This window comes from Natronoarchaeum mannanilyticum, from assembly GCF_039522665.1.
Classification (GTDB): domain Archaea; phylum Halobacteriota; class Halobacteria; order Halobacteriales; family Natronoarchaeaceae; genus Natronoarchaeum; species Natronoarchaeum mannanilyticum.
Genome location: NZ_BAAADV010000002.1, coordinates 118,755 through 136,557, shown reverse-complemented (window position 1 = coordinate 136,557; position 17,803 = coordinate 118,755). Strand labels below are relative to the sequence as shown.

14 protein-coding genes are annotated in these 17,803 nt (G+C 66.3%); 2 read left to right on the top strand and 12 right to left on the bottom strand.

The genetic code is table 11. The features are described from left to right. Positions 1 to 152: 152 nt before the first annotated feature. The 5 genes from ABDZ81_RS08370 to ABDZ81_RS08350 all read right to left on the bottom strand — a co-directional run bounded on the left by ABDZ81_RS08370 (position 153) and on the right by ABDZ81_RS08350 (position 7,806). A complete protein-coding gene (locus ABDZ81_RS08370) occupies positions 153 to 1,364 on the bottom strand; it encodes a transcriptional regulator (RefSeq protein WP_343773506.1) in 1,212 nt (403 codons plus the stop codon). A 33-nt stretch (positions 1,365 to 1,397) separates the two neighbouring features. Further along, the gene (bioB, locus tag ABDZ81_RS08365; protein WP_343773505.1) at positions 1,398 to 2,555 is read right to left on the bottom strand and encodes a biotin synthase BioB; all 1,158 of its coding nucleotides are present in this window, start codon (positions 2,553 to 2,555) and stop codon (positions 1,398 to 1,400) included. A gap of 141 nt (positions 2,556 to 2,696) precedes the next feature. Then, a complete protein-coding gene (locus ABDZ81_RS08360; protein ID WP_343773504.1) occupies positions 2,697 to 4,385 on the bottom strand; it encodes a potassium channel family protein in 1,689 nt (562 codons plus the stop codon). A gap of 86 nt (positions 4,386 to 4,471) precedes the next feature. Then, positions 4,472 to 6,595, bottom strand: coding sequence for a bacterio-opsin activator domain-containing protein (locus ABDZ81_RS08355; protein WP_343773503.1), 2,124 nt, complete (start codon positions 6,593 to 6,595; stop codon positions 4,472 to 4,474). A 236-nt stretch (positions 6,596 to 6,831) separates the two neighbouring features. Next, positions 6,832 to 7,806: an archaellin/type IV pilin N-terminal domain-containing protein gene (locus tag ABDZ81_RS08350; RefSeq protein ID WP_343773502.1), complete on the bottom strand. Its 975-nt coding sequence runs from the start codon at positions 7,804 to 7,806 to the stop codon at positions 6,832 to 6,834. Positions 7,807 to 8,103: 297 nt separating this feature from the next. Here ABDZ81_RS08350 and ABDZ81_RS08345 point away from each other — a divergent pair, with 297 nt between their 5' ends. Next, entirely contained in the window at positions 8,104 to 8,655 is a 552-nt protein-coding gene (locus ABDZ81_RS08345; protein ID WP_343773501.1) for a FlaD/FlaE family flagellar protein, read from the top strand. A gap of 91 nt (positions 8,656 to 8,746) precedes the next feature. Here the strand turns inward: ABDZ81_RS08345 and flaJ are convergent, their stop codons facing one another. From flaJ to ABDZ81_RS08310, 7 genes are all read right to left on the bottom strand, one after another. Further along, positions 8,747 to 10,492, bottom strand: a complete 1,746-nt coding sequence (gene flaJ / locus ABDZ81_RS08340) for an archaellar assembly protein FlaJ (protein WP_343773500.1) — start codon at positions 10,490 to 10,492, stop codon at positions 8,747 to 8,749. Positions 10,493 to 10,606: 114 nt separating this feature from the next. Next, entirely contained in the window at positions 10,607 to 12,295 is a 1,689-nt protein-coding gene (locus tag ABDZ81_RS08335) for a type II/IV secretion system ATPase subunit (RefSeq protein ID WP_343773499.1), read from the bottom strand. Positions 12,296 to 12,298: 3 nt separating this feature from the next. Then, positions 12,299 to 13,051, bottom strand: a complete 753-nt coding sequence (arlH, locus tag ABDZ81_RS08330) for an archaellum protein ArlH (protein ID WP_343773498.1) — start codon at positions 13,049 to 13,051, stop codon at positions 12,299 to 12,301. 7 nt (positions 13,052 to 13,058) lie between these two features. Next, positions 13,059 to 13,520, bottom strand: coding sequence for an archaellum stator protein ArlG (arlG, locus tag ABDZ81_RS08325; protein ID WP_343773497.1), 462 nt, complete (start codon positions 13,518 to 13,520; stop codon positions 13,059 to 13,061). Next, positions 13,521 to 13,967: an archaellum stator protein ArlF gene (gene arlF / locus ABDZ81_RS08320; RefSeq protein ID WP_343773496.1), complete on the bottom strand. Its 447-nt coding sequence runs from the start codon at positions 13,965 to 13,967 to the stop codon at positions 13,521 to 13,523. Positions 13,968 to 13,973: 6 nt separating this feature from the next. Continuing rightward, positions 13,974 to 15,002 (bottom strand): FlaD/FlaE family flagellar protein, encoded by a 1,029-nt coding sequence (locus tag ABDZ81_RS08315; protein WP_343773495.1) that lies wholly within the window; start codon positions 15,000 to 15,002, stop codon positions 13,974 to 13,976. Positions 15,003 to 15,252: 250 nt separating this feature from the next. Beyond that, positions 15,253 to 16,029 (bottom strand): DUF7500 family protein, encoded by a 777-nt coding sequence (locus ABDZ81_RS08310; protein ID WP_343773494.1) that lies wholly within the window; start codon positions 16,027 to 16,029, stop codon positions 15,253 to 15,255. 118 nt (positions 16,030 to 16,147) lie between these two features. Here ABDZ81_RS08310 and ABDZ81_RS08305 point away from each other — a divergent pair, with 118 nt between their 5' ends. Beyond that, the gene (locus ABDZ81_RS08305) at positions 16,148 to 17,722 is read left to right on the top strand and encodes a hypothetical protein (protein WP_343773493.1); all 1,575 of its coding nucleotides are present in this window, start codon (positions 16,148 to 16,150) and stop codon (positions 17,720 to 17,722) included. The last annotated feature ends 81 nt before the right edge of the window (positions 17,723 to 17,803 follow it).

Sequence of the window (17,803 nt, the reverse complement as noted above, 5' to 3'; positions counted from 1 at the left end):
AGCTCCGACGGGAACTCGAGCGACGGCTCGCCCGGGTTCGGCGTCCTGGCCGCCGCCGCGGGCGTCGGCGGGGCCGCTCGCGTCCTCGGGAGTTCCGTCGGCGACGCAGGTGACGCGGACGGCGAGAACTGATTCGGGAGAAACTGCGCCCCTCAGAAGCTCGGCATCAGCTCGGCGGGGCCGAACACGCCGTGCTCGCCGGCACGGTTGCGCCGGACAGCGGCCTTCAGATAGCCCAGCGCGGGGCCGTTGACGTTCGCGGCCATGCTCGTCTCGTCGCCCAGCTCGAACGTGTTGGTCGCGCGCTCGCCGTCGAACGTCGTCCCCGTCACCGAGACGGTGGTCGTCGTCGGCTTCTCGTCGGAGCGCACGTCGAGGATGCCGCCGACGGTGACGTCCTCGGCGTCGCAGATTCCCGCCCGCTCCAGCAGCACGTCGTCGGCGTGCTCCATGTCGTGGAACTCCAGCACGCCGTCGTGGGCCTCGATTATCTCCTCGATCTCCTCGTCGGAGAGGTCTCGGGCCGTCTCGACGTCGTAGCCGTCGAGGTGGGCGATGTCCTCGCGGACCGTCCCGCGGTTGTCCTCGTAGCCCGATTTGAGACCGACGCCCCACCAGATGTCGACCTCGTGGACCTCGACGAACGACTGGACCGCGAGGGCCGCCGCGCCCGTCAGGAATCCGGGGGTCGCGCCGGCGCCGCAGACGAACGTGATGCCTGCGTCCTCCAGCTGATCGGCGCGCTCGTCGAGCATCCCGATCACGCGCGAGCGCTTGAGCACGTCGATCAGGACGCCCGAGTACGCCGCCTCGGCGAACCGGTCGGCGATGTTGGGGATGAAGTCGTGTTCGAGATTCGGCAGCGCGATCAAAACGGCGTCCACGGCGTCCGAAATTTCGATCACGTCGTCGATCGGCGTCTCCGTCGGCTCGCCCTGCTCGGAGGCGACGACGCCCGCGCCCTCGCCGGTCTGTTTGACGCCGCTCGACGCCGCGGCGTCCGCGGCGCTGGCGGCGGCGTCGGCAGCGGCGCCGCCGTCGGTCGCGGCGTTCGACCCGTCCGTATCGCCCCTGTCGTCGCCGTCTCGCGGCTGATCGCCGTCGTCTCGCGGCTTTGCCGCTCGACTGTCCGCGGAGCGAAGCTCCGCGCTACTCGACTGTTCCGGGCCGCTTTGCGGCCCGCTCGCGATATTGCCTTCCGTCGCGTCCAGCAGTTCCTCGACGTCGAGACCGCCGCGGTCGATCGCGATGCCGTTCCGGTCGCAGGCCGCGACCGGCGTCAGGCCCTCTTTGTGCTGGCTGACTTCGAGCGTTCGTCGTCCGATGCCGCCGGTTCCCAGTACCGCGAAGTCGATGTCTGTCATGCGTCGGTGTGTCGTAAATCGAGCCGTTCGTGCTCAGTCGTCGGTCGCTTCGCTCGTCGCCGTTCCCGCCGCGGTGTCGAGGTCGGCGTCGCCGTCGGCCGCCTCCGCAGCGGCGTCGCGCTCTCCGGCGCCCGCCTCGTCGTGACGAGCTTTCACCGCCGCGGGATCGAACTCGTTCACGTCGGTGTTGGGCTCCATGCCGGCGCGCTCGATCACCTCGATGTCGTCGCCGGGCGACTGGCCCTCGGTGGTGAGGTAATCTCCCGTCAGGACGCCGTCGGCCCCCGCCTCGAACGGCAGGTGCTGCTCGTCGACGTCGAGGTTGACCTCGCGCCCGCCGGTGAGCCGGACGCGCGCTTCCGGGTGGAGCAGCCGGTAGACGGCGATCGTCTTGACGATCTCCTCGGTCGTGATGTCGGCCGAATCGCCGATCCGGTCGGCCAGCGGCGTCCCCGCGACGGGGTTTAACACGTTGACGGGCAGCGAGGAGACGCCGATCTCCTGCAGGGCGACCGCGGCGTCGACCCGGTCGGTCGGCGTCTCGCCCATGCCGAGGATCACGCCGGCGCAGAGGTCCATCCCGACGTCCTTGGCGACTTCGAGGGTCTTCACCCGGTCCTCGAAGTCGTGGCTGTCGACGATCTCGGGGAAAAATCGCGGCGAGGTCTCGATGTTGTGGTTGTAGTGGTTGAGCCCCTCCTCCGCGAGGATCGCGGCTTCCTCCTCGGTGAGGATGCCGAGGCTGGCGTCGACCTCCACGTCGGTCTCGTCCCTGACGAGCCGGATCGATTCGAGGACGTCCTCCCACTCCTCTGGGCGGTGCTCCTTCGAGACGCCCTTCTCGGCGACGACGATGCCGAAGCGCTGGGCGCCGTCGCGCTCGGCGCGTTTCGCCGCTTCGAGGACCTTCTCGGGCCCGAGGAAGCCGTAGTTGTCGATCCCCGTGTCGAAGTGAACCGACTGGGCGCAGAAGCCGCAGTCCTCGGCGCAGTTGCCCGCCTTCGCGTTGACGATGCTGCAGGCGTCGACCGTGTCGTCGCCCAGCTCCGAGCGGACGTAGTCCGCCGCCGGAGCGAGGTCGTCGACCGGCTGGGCGATCAGCGCCAGCCCGTCGCGGCGGTCGAGTTCCTCGCCGGCGAGCACGCGCCGGACCGCGTCGTCGACCGTTCGGTTTCCTGTCTCGTAAACCACGACTTAGGAGTGAGTTGACGTCACTATAATAGTTCGGGATAGCGAGGTGTCGAGGGGAGACGAACACCTGATTCGACCGCGAAACCGCTCTCCGTCCGAGGGGTTACCCCGGTCGGCTCGTTGCTACTCCCCCGCTCGGTGTTACTCCGCCGGCTCGGTCGTCGCTTCGACCGTTCGGGGCGTCGGAGCGATCCGTTCCCGCGCGGTCACGCCCGCGAGGTCGGTGAACGCCGCGATCGCCTCGTCGTCCCCGGCGACGAGCAACACGTCCCCCGGCGCGAACGAGAACTCGGGATCGAGATCCGCTATCACGTCGTCGCCGCGCTCGACCGCGACGACCGTCGCGCCGGTCTCGGCGCGCACGTCGGTGTCGCCCAGACGCTCGCCGACCAGATCGGGCGCTTCCGCGCGGATCAGTTCCAGTTGCGACTCCGGCGTCAGCACCTCCTCGTCGAGCAGGTTCGTCGCGAGCATCCGGCCGGTGACCGACGAAAGCGACACCACGTAGTCCGAGCCCGCTCGGTACAGCTTCGCGACGTTGTCGCCCTCGTTCGCACGCGCGATGACTTCGACGTTCGGCGCCACCTGCTCGACGACCAGCGAGGCGAACACCGACGCGGTGTCGTCGCCCAGCGCGAGGACGACGGCCGCGGCGTCGTCGATGCCGGCCTTGTGGTAGGTCTCCCGATCTCGCGCGTCCCCGAGGACGTCGGGATTGGTGTCGGGATCGGCGTCGACGACGACGACCTCGCGGCCCGTCTTGCGGATCGCGGTCGCGGCGGTTCGACCAACGAGGCCGTTCCCGACGACGACGATGTGGCCGCGGCGTTTCAGTTCGGACGTGATCGTCCGGCTCTTGAGGTCCGCGAGGTCGCTGCGATGCCCCGCCACCACGAGGATCGTGTTCTCGTCGAGATGCCGATCCGCGTTCGGCGCCGGTTGGAACTCGCCGCTGTGCCAGGTGCCGATCACGTTCAGTCCGTAGCGCTCGCGGATTCCCGACTGGCTGAGCGTCTTGTCCGCGATATCGCTGCCCTGGTGGATCCGAAGTTCCGCGACGACCAGATCGTCGCCGAGCTCGACCGCGTCGTCGAGTTCGGCCGACAGCGAGGTCGTCGCTTTCCGCGCGAGGCTCTCGCCGAGCACCTGCCGGGGCTGGATGACGTCGTCCGCGCCGGCGTACTCGAGATATTCGCGGGTATCGACGTCCTCGACGACGCTGACGATCCGTCCGTCGGGTGCAGTCTGGCGCGCCGCCAGCACGATGCTGGCGTTGACCTCGTCGTCGACGTTCGCGATCAGCGACGTCGCCTCCGAGAGGTTCACGTCGTCGAGCGTCGTCGTCGCCGTCGGGTCGCCGACGACGACCGGCCAGCCGTCGGTGTAGAGCGCCTGCGCGTGGTCGAGGTCCTCGACGACGAACACGTAGGGGACGTCGATAGCTTCGAGTTCGGCGCGGAGCGACTCGCTGATCGAGGTGTGGCCGCAGATGACGACGTGTCCGGTCTCGTCGGTCGCGGTCGGCACGTCGGTCGCGAGCGCGTCCTCCATGAGCGGGACGAGAAACACCGGCAGCGCCAGGAAGACAAGCACCACGCCCGTGAAGTTCATCGCGACCACTAGCGCGTTCATCGCCGCGCTCTCCCACGGCGCGTCGCCGCCGAACCCCGCGGTCGTCACCGCCTCGACGACGACCTGTACCGCGTGGAGGAATCCGACCACCTCGCCCTCGTACTGGGCCATGCCAAACTGGTAGAGCGTCGCGTACCCGACGACGATCAGCGCGACCGCGACTGTCGACCCGACGGCGCGGCGGAGCCACTCGGTCATCGTATCCGACTCTCTGGCGCGGCCCAATCAGTGTTACCGACCGGACTCGCGTTCGCGATGACGACTCCGGATCGCGGACGCCGACGTTACCCCTCGTCGTCGAGCGACTCGGGTTCAAAGAGCGCCTCGAACAGCTTCCGCTCGCCGGCCCGGAGGTGCTGGTTGAACGTCGGCGGCGCGACGCCGAGCGTCTCGGCGATCTCCTCGCCGGTTTTCTCGCGGGGCCACTCGAAGTAGCCCGAGAAGTACGCGGCCTCCAGCACCTCGCGCTGGCGATCGGTGAGGTGGTCGTCGAGCTGCTCCCGGAACGACTGCTTGCTCCGGGCCGCGCTGGCGCGCTCGCGGCGCGCGACGAACTCCACGGAGGGATACGTCGAGGTGATCCGCTCGGCGAACGACCGCACTTCGGCGTCTTGGGGCAGGTCGACGACGACCCGGCCGCCGTTGGGGTCCGCTCGTACCGTTCGCGGGACGCCGCCGTGGTCCGCGACGGTCGTCGCGATCGTGTCGCTGGCGATCCGGCACTCGAACAGCGCGGTGTCGTTGCGCTCGCTGATCAGCCGCGCGTCCGAGACGCCGACGGCCTCCTCGGCGAACGCGAGCACGGCGTCGGGGTCGGCCTCGGCGATCGAGTAGAAGATCAGGTGGCTGCCGTCGGACTGGGGGAGGATCGTCCGGAGGTCGACGTTGCTGCCGGTGTTCGCCGAGAGGTCGTACAGGAAGTCGTCGGCGTCGGGGACGCGGAACTCGACCTGCACGACGCTGTCGGTCATCAGCGCCTCCTTCCGGTCGATCGCGTTGATCGCGTAGCCGATCGTCTCGCCCAGCTCCGAGAGCACGCCGCTGGTCTCCTCGTCGAACGTGTCCAAGCGGTCGGCGTAGATCTGCAACACGCCGTACACCGCGCCGTCGTACACCAGCGGGACGGTCGCGACCGACCGGAAGCCGCATTTCAGCGCCTCCTTGCGCCAGCTGCCGATCCGGTCGTCCTCGAAGATGTTCTGGACGACCTGGGATTCGGCGTCCTGCAGCGTCCGCTGAACGGGGTTGTCCGTGCTGTCCAAGTCGACGTTCGCGAGGAACTGGCCCTCGTCGCCGCCTTTCGCGCGTGGTCGGATCGTCTCGTTGATGTCGTTGTACCCGCCGATCCACGCGAATGCGTAGGGGTCGATGTCGACCAGCCGCTCGCAGACCTCCTGTTCGATCTCGGCGCGAGTCGAGGCCTTGACCAGCGCCTGATCGATATCCCGGATCACCGTGTTGATGCGGTTGAGACGCTTGAGCTGCGCGTTCTGGCGTTCGAGCTCGCGGTCGCGCTCGCGGAGCTGTTCCTCGCGCTCGGCCCGATCGAGGGCCGCCCGCGCGTTCGCGCCCAGGATCTCGACGAACTCGGCGGTGGCGTCTTCCAGCGCGGCGTCGCCGGTCGTCCCCGCCAGCAGGACGCCGTGGTCGCCCAGCGGAACGGTGAACTCGCCGGTGAGATCGGTGTCGTCAGCGTAGATCGTGTCGAGCGACTGGACGTCGTCGTGGCGCCGCACCTCGCCGTCGACGAACGCGTCCCAGGCCAGGCTCCGCCCGCCGTCGAACGTCGGCGGCCCGTCGCGGAGCCCCTCCACGTCGGCGACGTACGCGCTCGGGCGCAACACGCCCGCGGACTCGTCGAGCAGGTACACGGCGATCCAGGGGAGTTCGAGCGCCTCGTCGGCGATCTCGACCGCCAGATCGGCGATGTCGTCGCGCGTCTCGGCGCGCATCAGCGAGCGCATCCCCTCGTTGAGCCCGCCGAGCATCCGCTCGCGCTCGGCGAGGTGGCGCTCGGCGCGCGCGCGATTCACCGCGTTCCGGATCCGGTTGGCCAGGAGGTCGTACTGCTGGTCGCTGTGTTTCTTCTGCAGGTAGTCGGTGACGCCCTGGGAGATCGCCTCGCTGGCGACCTCCTCGCTGCCCTTCCCGGTGTAGAGGATGAAGGGTAGCCGCGGGTCGCGCTCGCGGACCGACTTCAGGAAGTCGACGCCGTCAGTCGGGCCCATGCGGTAGTCGCTGACCACGCAGTCGATCCGCTCGGGGCCGTCGAGCCGGTCGAGGGCCGCCTCGGCGTCCAGCACGGACGTCACGTCGATGTCGTCGTTGTCCGCCTCGAGGAAGGTCGCGACCACGTCGAGGAACTGCTCGTTGTCGTCGAGGTGAAGTACGTGGATCCTGTCCGTCATACCTGGCCAGTTAGGTACCCGTAGTTGCCGAACGCGCGGTATATATCTACTTGAAAATAACGTGGCAACTATCCGGTGAGATAAATCCGGTCGGCCGAAGAAATAGTCCCAAGTGCGGCGTCGAGACGCCGCGACGGGGAAAAGTGGGACCGCATCAGCGCGGTCGTTCACACGCTCCGTGGTTCGTCAGAGGCTCCCCATCTCTGGAGAAGGAACCAAAAGCGGTTCGGTACCGCTTACAGTTCGACCGCGTCGTTCCCGTCGTAGGAACTCAGCGATTCGGGGACGTTGAGGACGGCCGTCGCCACGCTACCGGACTGCGTGACGATGCGGACGGTCGCCTCCTCGCCTTCCTGCAGGTAGCGGAGGTCGTTAGTCTGGTCGTCGCTCAGCGTGACGCCAATCGTGAACCGGTCCTGGCGGCTCGTCAGAACCGGTGCAGTGTTGTCGCTATCAGTCGTGCCATTGACGGTGAACCCACCGACAGTGGAAGTCTCGCTGTACGAGAGCGTCTCCTCTCCGTCAGGACCGATGTACTCGACGGACGCACCCGCGAGGTCGATCTCGTTTGCACCCGGCGACTGCATGACGGTCATGCTGACGTGGGAGATCTGGGTCTCGGAGCGAATTCTGTACTCGACTTCGTTGTCGCCGAGAGTTGCGGTCTTTTCGGGACCGACAGTGCTAGTAGCGACACTCCAGGAGACGTTACTAACGCTATCGGTGTCGGGCTCCCACGTGACTTCGATGTCCGTATCGTTGAGAGTCCCGTCAGCCTTCGACAGGTCGTACACGTCTCCGGCCTCGAAGTCCGTGCTATCTGTGATCGTTGTATTACTGGTGGTATTAGTGATGTTGACGATCAGATCCCCGCGATCAGCCGTGAAGTCGAACTCGTTGTCGTTGTCCACGTAGCGGATAATATCACTACTGTTGTCGAACTCGAACTCGACCATTTCGGAGTCAAGCTCGGGGCCGTATTCAGTGTCGATCTCACCGATCGAGCTCAACACGAGCACCTGGTTCGAAACCTGGGCCTCGGAGTCTTCGCTGGTCGCGGACGCCTGGTTCTGCAGGTAGCCCGCGGTGTTGATCAGTACGCTCGCTGCGATCGCTGCAACCAGGATCATCGCGATGAAGATGATCAGGGTCTCGATACCGACCTGACCGCGGTCGCTATCTCGTGAAATGTCTGGAATTGTGATGTCCATGCTGTGTATCCTCGCGTTAGTTTTACGGCCACCGTCTCGGTAGGCCGCTACTCCCTCCTTACAAGGTATATGAAAAAAGGATGCTACCTAGGGGAGTAGGCTCGCCTCAATCAGGCGACCTCTCTAATTAGGTAGTGGTCACAGTCCGTCGTTTTGCGGATTGCCGAGGAGATATTCCGACGATTCTGATTTTGCAGGCCGGATATGGTCGGCGGTATTTCTCCGGCGACGTCATTCAGGATATCTGCCAAAAGTGGTAAACCTATCCGGTCGGATATCACGTTCAGGTAACCACAGATGAGCCGGAATCACCCACAGCAGGGGCCCCGTGCGAACGGCCCGCACCTCTCGTCGCTCGACGGCACGGCCGCCGAGCAAGTCACCGCGATGGCGTGGGCGCGCTATCTCGGGAGCGCGTTCGGATCGAGCGGCGCGATCCGCGCGCTGCGGTACTACCGCGACGTGAGTTGGATCAGCGAGGAGGTGTACCACACGATGGTCGACTACGTGCGCGGGCTCTCGGTAGACGAGCTGACCGAGGAGGACGCCACCGAGCGAGAGACCAGCGTCGAGTCGCTGCGGGACACGCCGTACGAGCGCCACGCGCGCTCCCTGGAGTTCGTCGCGGCGATCGCGGGCGACAGCATCGAGCGCGACCTGACGACGTTGCGGCTCGGCGACGAAGCGATGGGCGCCGTGACGGGCATCGGCGGCCAGAGCGACTCGAACGGCGGCGTCCCGAAGGAAAACCAGTGCGCGGCGACGACCGAGGACGGCGAACCGTGCACGCGACCTGCGCTCGGCGACAGCGAGTACTGCCACGAGCACCACGACGACGCCGACGACTGATCGTCGTTCTCTCCTCTCTGATTCTCTTCGCCGAATAGCGGTAGCCGAACGAGCGGCCACGAAACCGAACGCCGGAAATCGTCGGTCGCGATCAGACCGAGATGATCGCCGTCATCAGGAACGTGGTCATCCAGGCGATGAGTCCGCTCATCCAGACCATCGCGACGAAGTGGGTCAGCGCGTTGAGCGAGTGGCCCCGGTCGACGATCCGGATCATCATCGACGACAGGAACGCGTTCAGGATCACCGCGATGAAGATGTAAAATCGGATCTCGGGGATGTCGTACACCTGCGGGTGGAGTAGCGCGCCCATCCCGGTCTGGGTGAGATCCATCTCGGTCGTGATGTCTTTCAGCAGGTTGACGATCTCCAGCCCGACGAAGAATGCGAACGTGCTCGTCGCGGTGATGCCGTAGATGACGCCGATGATGGTGCCCGTTTCCTGCGTTCGCATCTGGCGGAGGTTCAGCACCTCCGTGAAGTTCTTCTCGATGAGGTTGCCGAGCTGGCGGGGTTCGCCGCCCATCCGGCGGCCGACGACGTACATATCGCTGAACTTCTGGATCAGGTAGGATCCGGTCTCGGCCGCGAAGTAGCGCCAGGCCAGCGTCGAGTTGATCTGCATCGCGAGGCGCTTGTACAGGTTGTCGACGTTCTCGGTCAGGGCGCCGAAGTCCTTTCGACGGAGACTCGAGAGTACCGACGACGAGGAACTCTGTTTGACGCTCTCGACGGCGCCGAGCGCGCGGATGAAAGAGGGAAACTCGGCGTCCCGTTCCTTGACGCGGGACTCCTCGCGGCGGATGACCAGCCCGGGAATCAAAAGCGGCGTGAACGGGACCGCCATCCAGATCGCGTCGGGCAGTCCAGCACGAGGGATCATCCCGTCCAGCGCGAGGTACGTGACCGCAGCGAGCAGCAGGCTCAGCCCCGTCCCGACGATCAGCGCGATCCGGAGTCGGACGTTGCGCTCCAGCGATATTCCCTCCGTGTGACTCCAGACGGGGTCCTGAGGCGCGACGTTGTTCATCACGTACAGGAACGCCAACTGGACGAAGAAGTACAGCGTGATCACGGAGGAGAGGGCGATCATCGGGTCGATGCCGATCAGGAAGGGTAGCAGGATGGCGAACACCAGCCCGAACGTCGTCGAGTTGATCACCGAGAGGTAGACGTCCTTCATGACGTTGAGGCGATCGAGCTGGTTCTCGTAGCGCGTCTTGAAGTTCCGCAGGATGTTGTCCTGTTCGGAGAGCAGGAACTCCGACATCGGCTGGCCCGCGCCGACGGTGTAGGCCAGCCGTTCGAGGAAGTCCTCCATCAGCGGGCTGGCGACGCGGCGCGCGCGGAACCGGCAGGCGTCGTCGAGGCTCTGGTTCCAGGTGTCGATCAGCGCGACGATGTGGCCCATCTCCGTCGCGATCGCCTCGTACTCGTCTTCCTTCGAGAGCGTGCGGAACACCTCCACGCGGTCGATGTTCGTCGTCGACAGCACCGTGATGTGGGTGACAAAGAGGTGAAAGCGCTCGCGGACCTGCTGTTGCTTGCGGTCCTGCATCAGCTTGGGGTAGACGAGAGCGACGAACGGCAACAGCAGCGCGAGCATCACGACCGGCCCCGTCGCGACGCCGGGGATCGGCAGCAGGAACGGCAGCGCCATCACCCCGAGCATGCCGAGGATCGAGGGCAACAGCACCGCGAGGACGTACCGACGGATCGGCATGTCCATGTTCTCGTAGGCGAGCAGCAGCTTCCTGATCGCCTCCTTGACGTCGACCGACTCACCCTCCTCTCTTCGGGCCGAGTCGGTCGTCGCCGCGTCGGAGCTGGTCGCCATGGGTTGAGTCAGTCGTCCGCTCTGGTGGTTGCGCTGGAGGTACGAAAGGGTAACCCCCAGCTGTCAGACAGTTTGCGAAAGGAGCCGCAGTCGGCGGTGCGCTCGGCGGGCACGTCAGACCGTCGGCTGGGGCGACGAGGTGAGCCCCGTGATGTCGATCGGCAGCGACTCGACGCCGTCGCGCTGGAACACGTGGATGGCGTCGTTGACCTCGTCGTAGCCCAGCACGTCGGCCTCGATCAGCCGCTCGATGATCTGGGCGCGCCGCTCGAGCTCGTCGTAGATGTCGCGGGTGTTCTCGTAGCCCAGCAGCTCGGCGATCTGGTTTTCCAGGACGTGGGAGTTGTTCATCCCCGTGAACACGATGTCGTCGTCCTGGGGGTCCCACTTGAACGCCTGCTGAGTGATGACGCCGTCGTCGACCTTCGAGTACCCCTCGATCTCCTGGACGCTCGTCACGCGCCGGAGGACGCGGTCGCCCTGCTTGACGCGGTTCTGGAACAGCGCGACGTCGCAGTTGTCCATGAACGTCTCGGGGACGTTGATCGGCTCGCCGGTAAAGCGCTGGATCATCGAGACGATGTCCGAGGCGTGGAACGTCAGCATCACCGGGTGGCCTGTCTGGGCGGCCTGGAACGCCATCTGGCCCTCGGCCCCGCGGACCTCGCCAACGATGATGTAGTCCGGTCGGGAGCGCAGCGCCGCGGCGACGAGGTCGAACAGGTCGATGTCCGAGCTGTCGTCCTCGCCCTGCCCCTCGCGGGTCAGAAGCTGCTGCCAGGTGTCGTGGGGCGGCAGCACCTCCGCGGTGTCCTCCGCGGTGTAGATCTTCGAGTCCCGCGGGATGAAGGATGTGATCGCGTTCAGCGTCGTGGTCTTGCCCGACGCCGTCTCGCCGACGACGAACACGGTCTGCTCGTTTTCCAGACAGAGCCAGAGGTACGCCGCCAGCTTCGGCGACAGCGTCCCCCACTTGGTGATCTGGAACACCGATAGCGGGACTTCGTCCCCCTGGCGGATCGTCAGCGAAGGGCCCTGAACGGAGACGTCGTCGGAGTAAATGATGTTAATACGCGAGCCGTCGGGCAGCGTCGAGTCGATGATCGGGTTCGAGTCGCTGACCGGCGTGTCCATCCGCTCGCCCATGTTGCGGATCCAGTTCTCGAACTCGGCGGGCGTTCCGAAGTCCACGGTGGTCGGCAGCATCCCGTAGGTGCCGTGGTCGACGTAGCACTGGTGGGGGCCGATGACGTGGATGTCCTCGTTCTGCGGGTCCTGCATCACCGGATTCAGGGGACCGAGGCCGACGATGTCGCGCTGGAGGCGGTACCGGATCCGGTGGTACGTCTGGCGCGACAGCGATATTCTGGTTCCGAGTACCTGCTGGAGAACGCCCGTCGCCGTCCCGCCGACGTGAGTGACGCCGCCGAGCAGCTCGTCGATGTGGTCGACGAACTGCTGGTCGTCGCTCGGCGCGGGCTTGTTGACGCTCTTCTCGAGGATGCGCTGGCGGACGTCTTTGAACGTCGCCTTCTCGTCGGCGTCGAGCGTCGGTTCGACGACGTAGTAGGTCGTCGACGAGCCGACGTCGCCGTGGACGTGACAGAACACGGGATGTTCGTCCCGGGTCGGATAGATGACGTTCGGCCGCGCTACCTCGTGGCGGTCCTCCAGTTCGTCGGTGTAGGCGGGGTACTCGCCGTGTTCCTCGCGCTTCGCTTCGAGGTGTTCGCGAAGGTGGTCGTGCTGGTCCGCCAGGTCGGCGAGTTCGCCGGTCAGTTGCGGGGTGCCCAGTTCCGTCATCGTTCAGGCCACCGTCCTGGTCACGATCGTCAGCCCGCGGCCGGACTGGACGGCGAAGCCGATGTTGTCGTCGACCTGGTTGCCCATCCCCGCGAACTTCTTGACGACCATCCTCCGACGGACCTCGTTGCCGATCGCCTCCATATCCAGGGAGAGATAGACGTCAGAGACGTCCCGGAGCGGACGCAGGGCGTTCTTCGGGAGCGAGTCCGGGTTAACCGTCAGAATAACCGTCTTGCCCTGACCGACGATCTGGCGGAAGAACGTGATGAGGTTCTGCATGATGTCGTCGGCGTCGTCGCGCTCGCTGATCGCCTCGTAGTGGGGGTCGTGCAGGAGGATCGAGTCGAACCCGTCGAAGATGATCACGTCGCTGCGCCACATCACCTCCGCGCGCATGAGCTGGGTGAGCAGCTCCCGCCCCTCGGTCTCCTCGGGGTCGTCGCCGTTGATCGTATCCTTGGTGTCGACGTCGGCGTGGAGGAACAGCAGCTGCTCGCGCAGCAGGTGGTCGACGACGTCGTACTCCATCGATCCCATCTGCTTGATCAGGCCGCCGGCGGTCAGCTCGGCGGAGACGTAGGTGACGTTGGTGCCGGTCTCGCAGAGCCCGTAACAGAACCGCTGGGTGATGACGCTCTTGCCGGCGCCGTGTTGGCCCTCCAGCAGCACGATGCTCCCCTCGGGAAGCCCGCCGCCGAGCGACGGGTTCACCCGGTCGCGTTCCTCCAGTCCGAGATTGTACAGGTCAGGCATGGTCAGGTCAGTTGACGCGGAACCGCAAGGTATCTTCGGCCGAGTTGACGCGGACCGTCGCGCGGTGTTCCCCCTCCGCCAGGGACTTCGAGACGACGACGCGGAGCACGTCGCCCTCGCCCCACGTCGCCCCGTCGGGGTCGCTGACGACGGCGACGGTCGGCGCGGGCTGGTACTGCCCGTCGATCAACACGTCGGGGGGATCGGTCCCGACCTCGATCGCCCTGTCGCCCGTGTTTTTGACCAGCAGCGTGACGCTCTCGTTGTCCGCGTCGTAGATCGACGCCGGGCTGCCCGGGTCGCTGATGATCGTCACGTCCGTCTCGATGTCCTTCGCGACGCTCTCGCCGCGCTCGTCCATCGAAACGGTCATGCTCTGGACGTTGACCGTCAGCGTCGTCGCGACGCCGACCGACACCGTCAGCGCGGCAATGAAGATTATCAGGTGGGAGACGGAGACGCTCGCCATCTAGCTCACCACCGTTATCCCGGTCGTCGATCGTTCGAGTCCCGTCCCGGTCACGACGACGACCCGTTCGGGCGCCGTCCGCACGTCGCGGGCCTCGATGCGAAGCTGTTCGCCGGCGACCCAGAGTTCGCGGTCCGCGACGCCGTCGACGTACGTCGTCCGGTTCGTCGCTATTTCGCCGTCCACGAGCAGGTCCGTGCCGGCGACGTCCATCGTGACGGTGCCCGTGTTGTTGACGGTCACGTTGAGGACGTCGGTCGTGTTGTTGTAGGTCACGTCGGAGAGGGCGGCGTCGCTGTTACGGGTGTCGAGCATTCGATCCTCACGAGTGTCGGTCGCATCCGAAACGTCCTGGACGGACTGTTCGACCGCGGGATACAGTAGCCCCACGCTGATCAGAAAGCCGATCGAGACCACGGCGACCGCGGCGCTGGTGCTGAACCCCATCCCTGCTCACCTCCGTCCGTCGGTCTTGGCGAGCTGGGCCTGCTGGGAGAGCCGGGCGATAAACCGGAAGCTCCGGTCGTGGACGTCGGTGTTGAGGTCGTTGCGGGGCTCGGCGTCGGATTCGCTCCACGCGCCGCTGAGCACGACCTCCAGCTCCCGGCGGATCGACTCGCTCACCCAGTCGATGCGGTCGTAGTGGTCGAGCGCCTTCAGCGCGCCCTCCTCGCCGGCCGCGTCGATCAGCATCGCGAGCCACTCCATCACGAGCACGTCCGTCGCGTACGTGTCGGCGAACTCCGTCAGGTAGGGACCGTTCTCCGGCGGCGTCGTCCCCGACGGCGGCGACTCGGGGACCGGCGTCGAACTGGGGGCTTCCGGACCGGACGGTTCGGGGTCGGTCGGCATCGGCTCGTCGTCGCCGTCGGCGGACGATCGGGCGTCGGGCGACCGGCCGTCGGCCGACTCGGCGCTGCGGGACGCCGCCGACGAACTGCCCCCGTTGCGCTGGAGATTTTCGTCGCGGCCCGGGCTGTCCGACTCGTCGTCGGGAATGACGCCGTACGTCGAGTCCCCGGTATCCCGGCGTTCCTCGGACTGCTCCCAGTCACGGGCGAACGGGTTGACGCCTTCGGTGAGCTGGTCGTAGACGCCCAGCAGCGTCGCGTTGTGCTCCTCGATCCGGTCCATCCGCTCGTTGATGTCGAGCTGTTCGCTCTCGAGACCGTCGATCGAGGCCTCGTTTTGCTCGACGTCGTTACGGATCTCCGAGAGCTCGTACTCGAAATCGTTGATCCGCTCGACCAGTTCGCCGTCCTCGTCGTCGTTCGACCGACCGCCGAACAGACCGCCGCCGGAACTGCCGCCGTCGTCGGAGGACGACTCCTCGGTCGTCTCAGCCTCGGACGACTCCCCGTCCTCGTCGGATTCCTCGTCGTCGTCCTGGAGCGGACCGTCCGGTCCGGCGTCGGGGCGATCGGTGTCCCCCGGTGCGAGCGCGTCCAACCCGAGTTCGTCGAGGATCGTTCCAATATTCATGAATCGCCCATCTAAAGCTGAACCTTGATTGGCAATCACCGGGGATAAATCACGTACCTAACTAAAGAGGCATCCCTGAGGAGCAGTCGTGAGTAACCCGAACCTTCGTGAGAGGCGGCGAGAGAAGCGGTAACACGGTCGACCGAAGGGAGACGACGAGGAGAGCCGAACTACTCGATCGATACGTCGGACGGCGACGAAAATCGAAACCCGGGGAAAACGGCAGTTCGATCGCCCGGGTGGACTCGAGCTACTCGCTGAGATCCGCTTTGGCCAGCAGCGCCGAGATCGTCGCCGCCGGAGCGGCGTCGGGATCGATCTGCCGGGCGTACCACCGGAGAAACTCCTCGAACACGGCGATCTGATCGTCCGCGACGAGCCGCCGCTCCACGACGCCGTCGCCGGTGTCGACCACCGCGTCGATGCCGTACTCCCCGGCTGCGTGTTCGAGCGCGAGCGCCCGCGATTCGACGTCGACGTTCGTCGCGGACCCGTCGGCGGCGTCCTGCTGAGCCTGCGAAGCAGGACTTGGAGAGCTTTGCTCTCCAGCGTCCTGGCGAGACGACGTCGAGTCAGGGCTCGCGGAGCTCTGCTCCGCGGCGTCCCGACGAGGCGAAGCCGAGTCGGGGCTCGAAGCGCTTTGCGCTTCGGCGTCTTCGCGAGACGAAGCCGAGCCAAGGCTCGATGAGCTTCGCTTATCGGCGAGCGATGGCTCGGAAGCCGGATCGCGGCTTCCGGCGTCCTGCTGAGCCTGCGAAGCAGGACTTGGAGCGTTTTGCTCTCCGGCGCCCTGCCGAGACGACGTCGAATCAGGGCTCGAAGCACGTTCTGCTTCGGTGTCCGCGATCGGCCCCGGACTCGACGACCCCGAATCGGAGTCTTCCTCGGGGGCGTCCTCGTTCGGGCGGATCACGAACCTGTTTTCGCCGATTTTCCGGACGGCGTCCTCCTGCTCGTCCTCGAGCTCCAGCTCCTCCGGGGTGAGCACGGACGCGTCGTCCTCGGGCTCTTTCGGCTCCTCGGGCATGAGTTGTAACACGTACGGAGTCGGGGACGTTATAGTTTTGCCGTCGTCCGAACTCCGGCGCGCAGGCGAACGCATATTACGCGGGCCTGCATACGACGTTCCAGCGAGGCAACGTATCGTGTCGCCGACGACATCCCGGCCGCCGCGTCGTTCCCGTCCGACCGCGAGCAGCGACGACTCCCGACCGTACGATCCGCGGAAGGATCCGAAAGTGATCGGGATCGCCCTGATCGTGTTCGGGACGCTCGCGGTGGCGATGGCCGGCTTCGGGTCGACGCCGGTCGTCGGCGGCGACGGCGGCGGGACGGTGTTCCCGTTCCAGGACGTCGAGGACGACCCCCTCGAAGAGGTTCGCATCTCCCTCGAAGCGAACCGGACCACGCTGCGGCCCGGGGAGTCGGTCCGGTTCAGGGCGACCTACGAGAACGGATCACCCGCGACGGGCGCGTCGCTCTCGGTCGACGGCACCGAACATTCGATGGACGATCGGGGGCGGGCTACAGTCACGTTCGATTCCGGGGGAAGTTACACCGCGACGGCGAGCCAGCCCAGCACGGAGACGGTCAGGTACGTCGCCGACGGCACGATCGTCACCGTCGAGCGCTACGAGGTCGCCCTCGCGGTGAGCGCTAACGCCACCGACGTCACGGCCGGTGACGACGTCGAACTCACCGTCCGCAGAGCCGATAACGACGAGGAAGTGAGCGGGACCGTGACCGTCGGCGGCGAGTCGTATTCGACCGACGATCGCGGGCGCGTGGTCGTCGGCGTCCCGCGGGCGGACACGTTCGAGGTGACCGCGAGCCGGGAGCCGACGGCCACGCAGCGGTACCGCTCGGATAGCGTGACCGTCACGGCCGCGCATCGACGGGTGCGACTCGCTGTCGCCAGGAACAACTCGGAACTGCGACCCGGCGACACGATCGAGCTGACCCTGTTCCGGACCGACACCGGTAACATCGTCGAGGGGAACATGACCGTCGGCGACCGGTCGATCCGAACGGTCGGCGGATCGGCGACGGTGACGCTCGACCGCGCCGGCAGGTACGATCTCGAGGCGACGAGATCGGACACCCGATCCGAGACGTTCGTCCCGGTCGAGGAGACGCTGGCGGTCCGCCGACACGCGGCTCCGGTGTCACTGTCCGCGAATCGGACGGACGTCGAACCCGGTGAGGCGGTTCGCTTCGCGGCCGAACGGACCGACACGGGCGCGCCGCTGACCGGTCAGCTGACGGTCAGCAATCGGACGATCTGGCTCGATCAGCGCGGCCAAGCGACGGTTCGGTTCTCGGAGCCGGGGGAGGTGCCGGTCGTCGCGAGACGTGCGAACACCTCCACGCACCGGTTCCCCGCCGACCGGCTGAACGTGACGGTCAGGGATACGTCCTATCGTGTCCGCAACGTCGATTCGCCGGACGCGGTCGAGCGCAACGAGAGCGCGTCGATCGCAGCAAACGTCGCGAACGTCGGTAGCGACGTCGGTACTGCGCGGGTCGACTATCGCTTCGACGGAGAGATCGTCGCCGCGGACTCCCTCGTCCTCGGTCCCGGCCAGTCCGAGACGGTTCGGTTCGACGTCCCGACGGACGCCGCACTGGGTACCTACCGACAGGCAATCGAGGTGCGCGACGACTCGGTCGAGGTCGACGTCGAGATCCGCTCGTCGAGCGGAGCCGGCGAGGACGAGTAGCGTCGGTATCAGTTACCTTGGGTTCGTCGCTTCGACTGGCGTGGACGCGAGCGGTGGCCACCCGCCCTACTGCTGCGGATC

Bases quoted from the DNA above. Each gene is read 5' to 3' on its own strand.
- flaJ (WP_343773500.1), bottom strand. From the start codon at position 10,492: ATGGCGACCAGCTCCGACGCGGCGACGACCGACTCGGCCCGAAGAGAG.
- arlG (WP_343773497.1), bottom strand. From the start codon at position 13,520: ATGGCGAGCGTCTCCGTCTCCCACCTGATAATCTTCATTGCCGCGCTG.
- ABDZ81_RS08335 (WP_343773499.1), bottom strand. From the start codon at position 12,295: ATGACGGAACTGGGCACCCCGCAACTGACCGGCGAACTCGCCGACCTG.
- ABDZ81_RS08370 (WP_343773506.1), bottom strand. From the start codon at position 1,364: ATGACAGACATCGACTTCGCGGTACTGGGAACCGGCGGCATCGGACGA.
- ABDZ81_RS08345 (WP_343773501.1), top strand. From the start codon at position 8,104: ATGAGCCGGAATCACCCACAGCAGGGGCCCCGTGCGAACGGCCCGCAC.
- ABDZ81_RS08310 (WP_343773494.1), bottom strand. From the start codon at position 16,029: ATGCCCGAGGAGCCGAAAGAGCCCGAGGACGACGCGTCCGTGCTCACC.
- ABDZ81_RS08360 (WP_343773504.1), bottom strand. From the start codon at position 4,385: ATGACCGAGTGGCTCCGCCGCGCCGTCGGGTCGACAGTCGCGGTCGCG.
- arlF (WP_343773496.1), bottom strand. From the start codon at position 13,967: ATGGGGTTCAGCACCAGCGCCGCGGTCGCCGTGGTCTCGATCGGCTTT.
- ABDZ81_RS08315 (WP_343773495.1), bottom strand. From the start codon at position 15,002: ATGAATATTGGAACGATCCTCGACGAACTCGGGTTGGACGCGCTCGCA.
- ABDZ81_RS08350 (WP_343773502.1), bottom strand. From the start codon at position 7,806: ATGGACATCACAATTCCAGACATTTCACGAGATAGCGACCGCGGTCAG.
- arlH (WP_343773498.1), bottom strand. From the start codon at position 13,051: ATGCCTGACCTGTACAATCTCGGACTGGAGGAACGCGACCGGGTGAAC.
- ABDZ81_RS08355 (WP_343773503.1), bottom strand. From the start codon at position 6,595: ATGACGGACAGGATCCACGTACTTCACCTCGACGACAACGAGCAGTTC.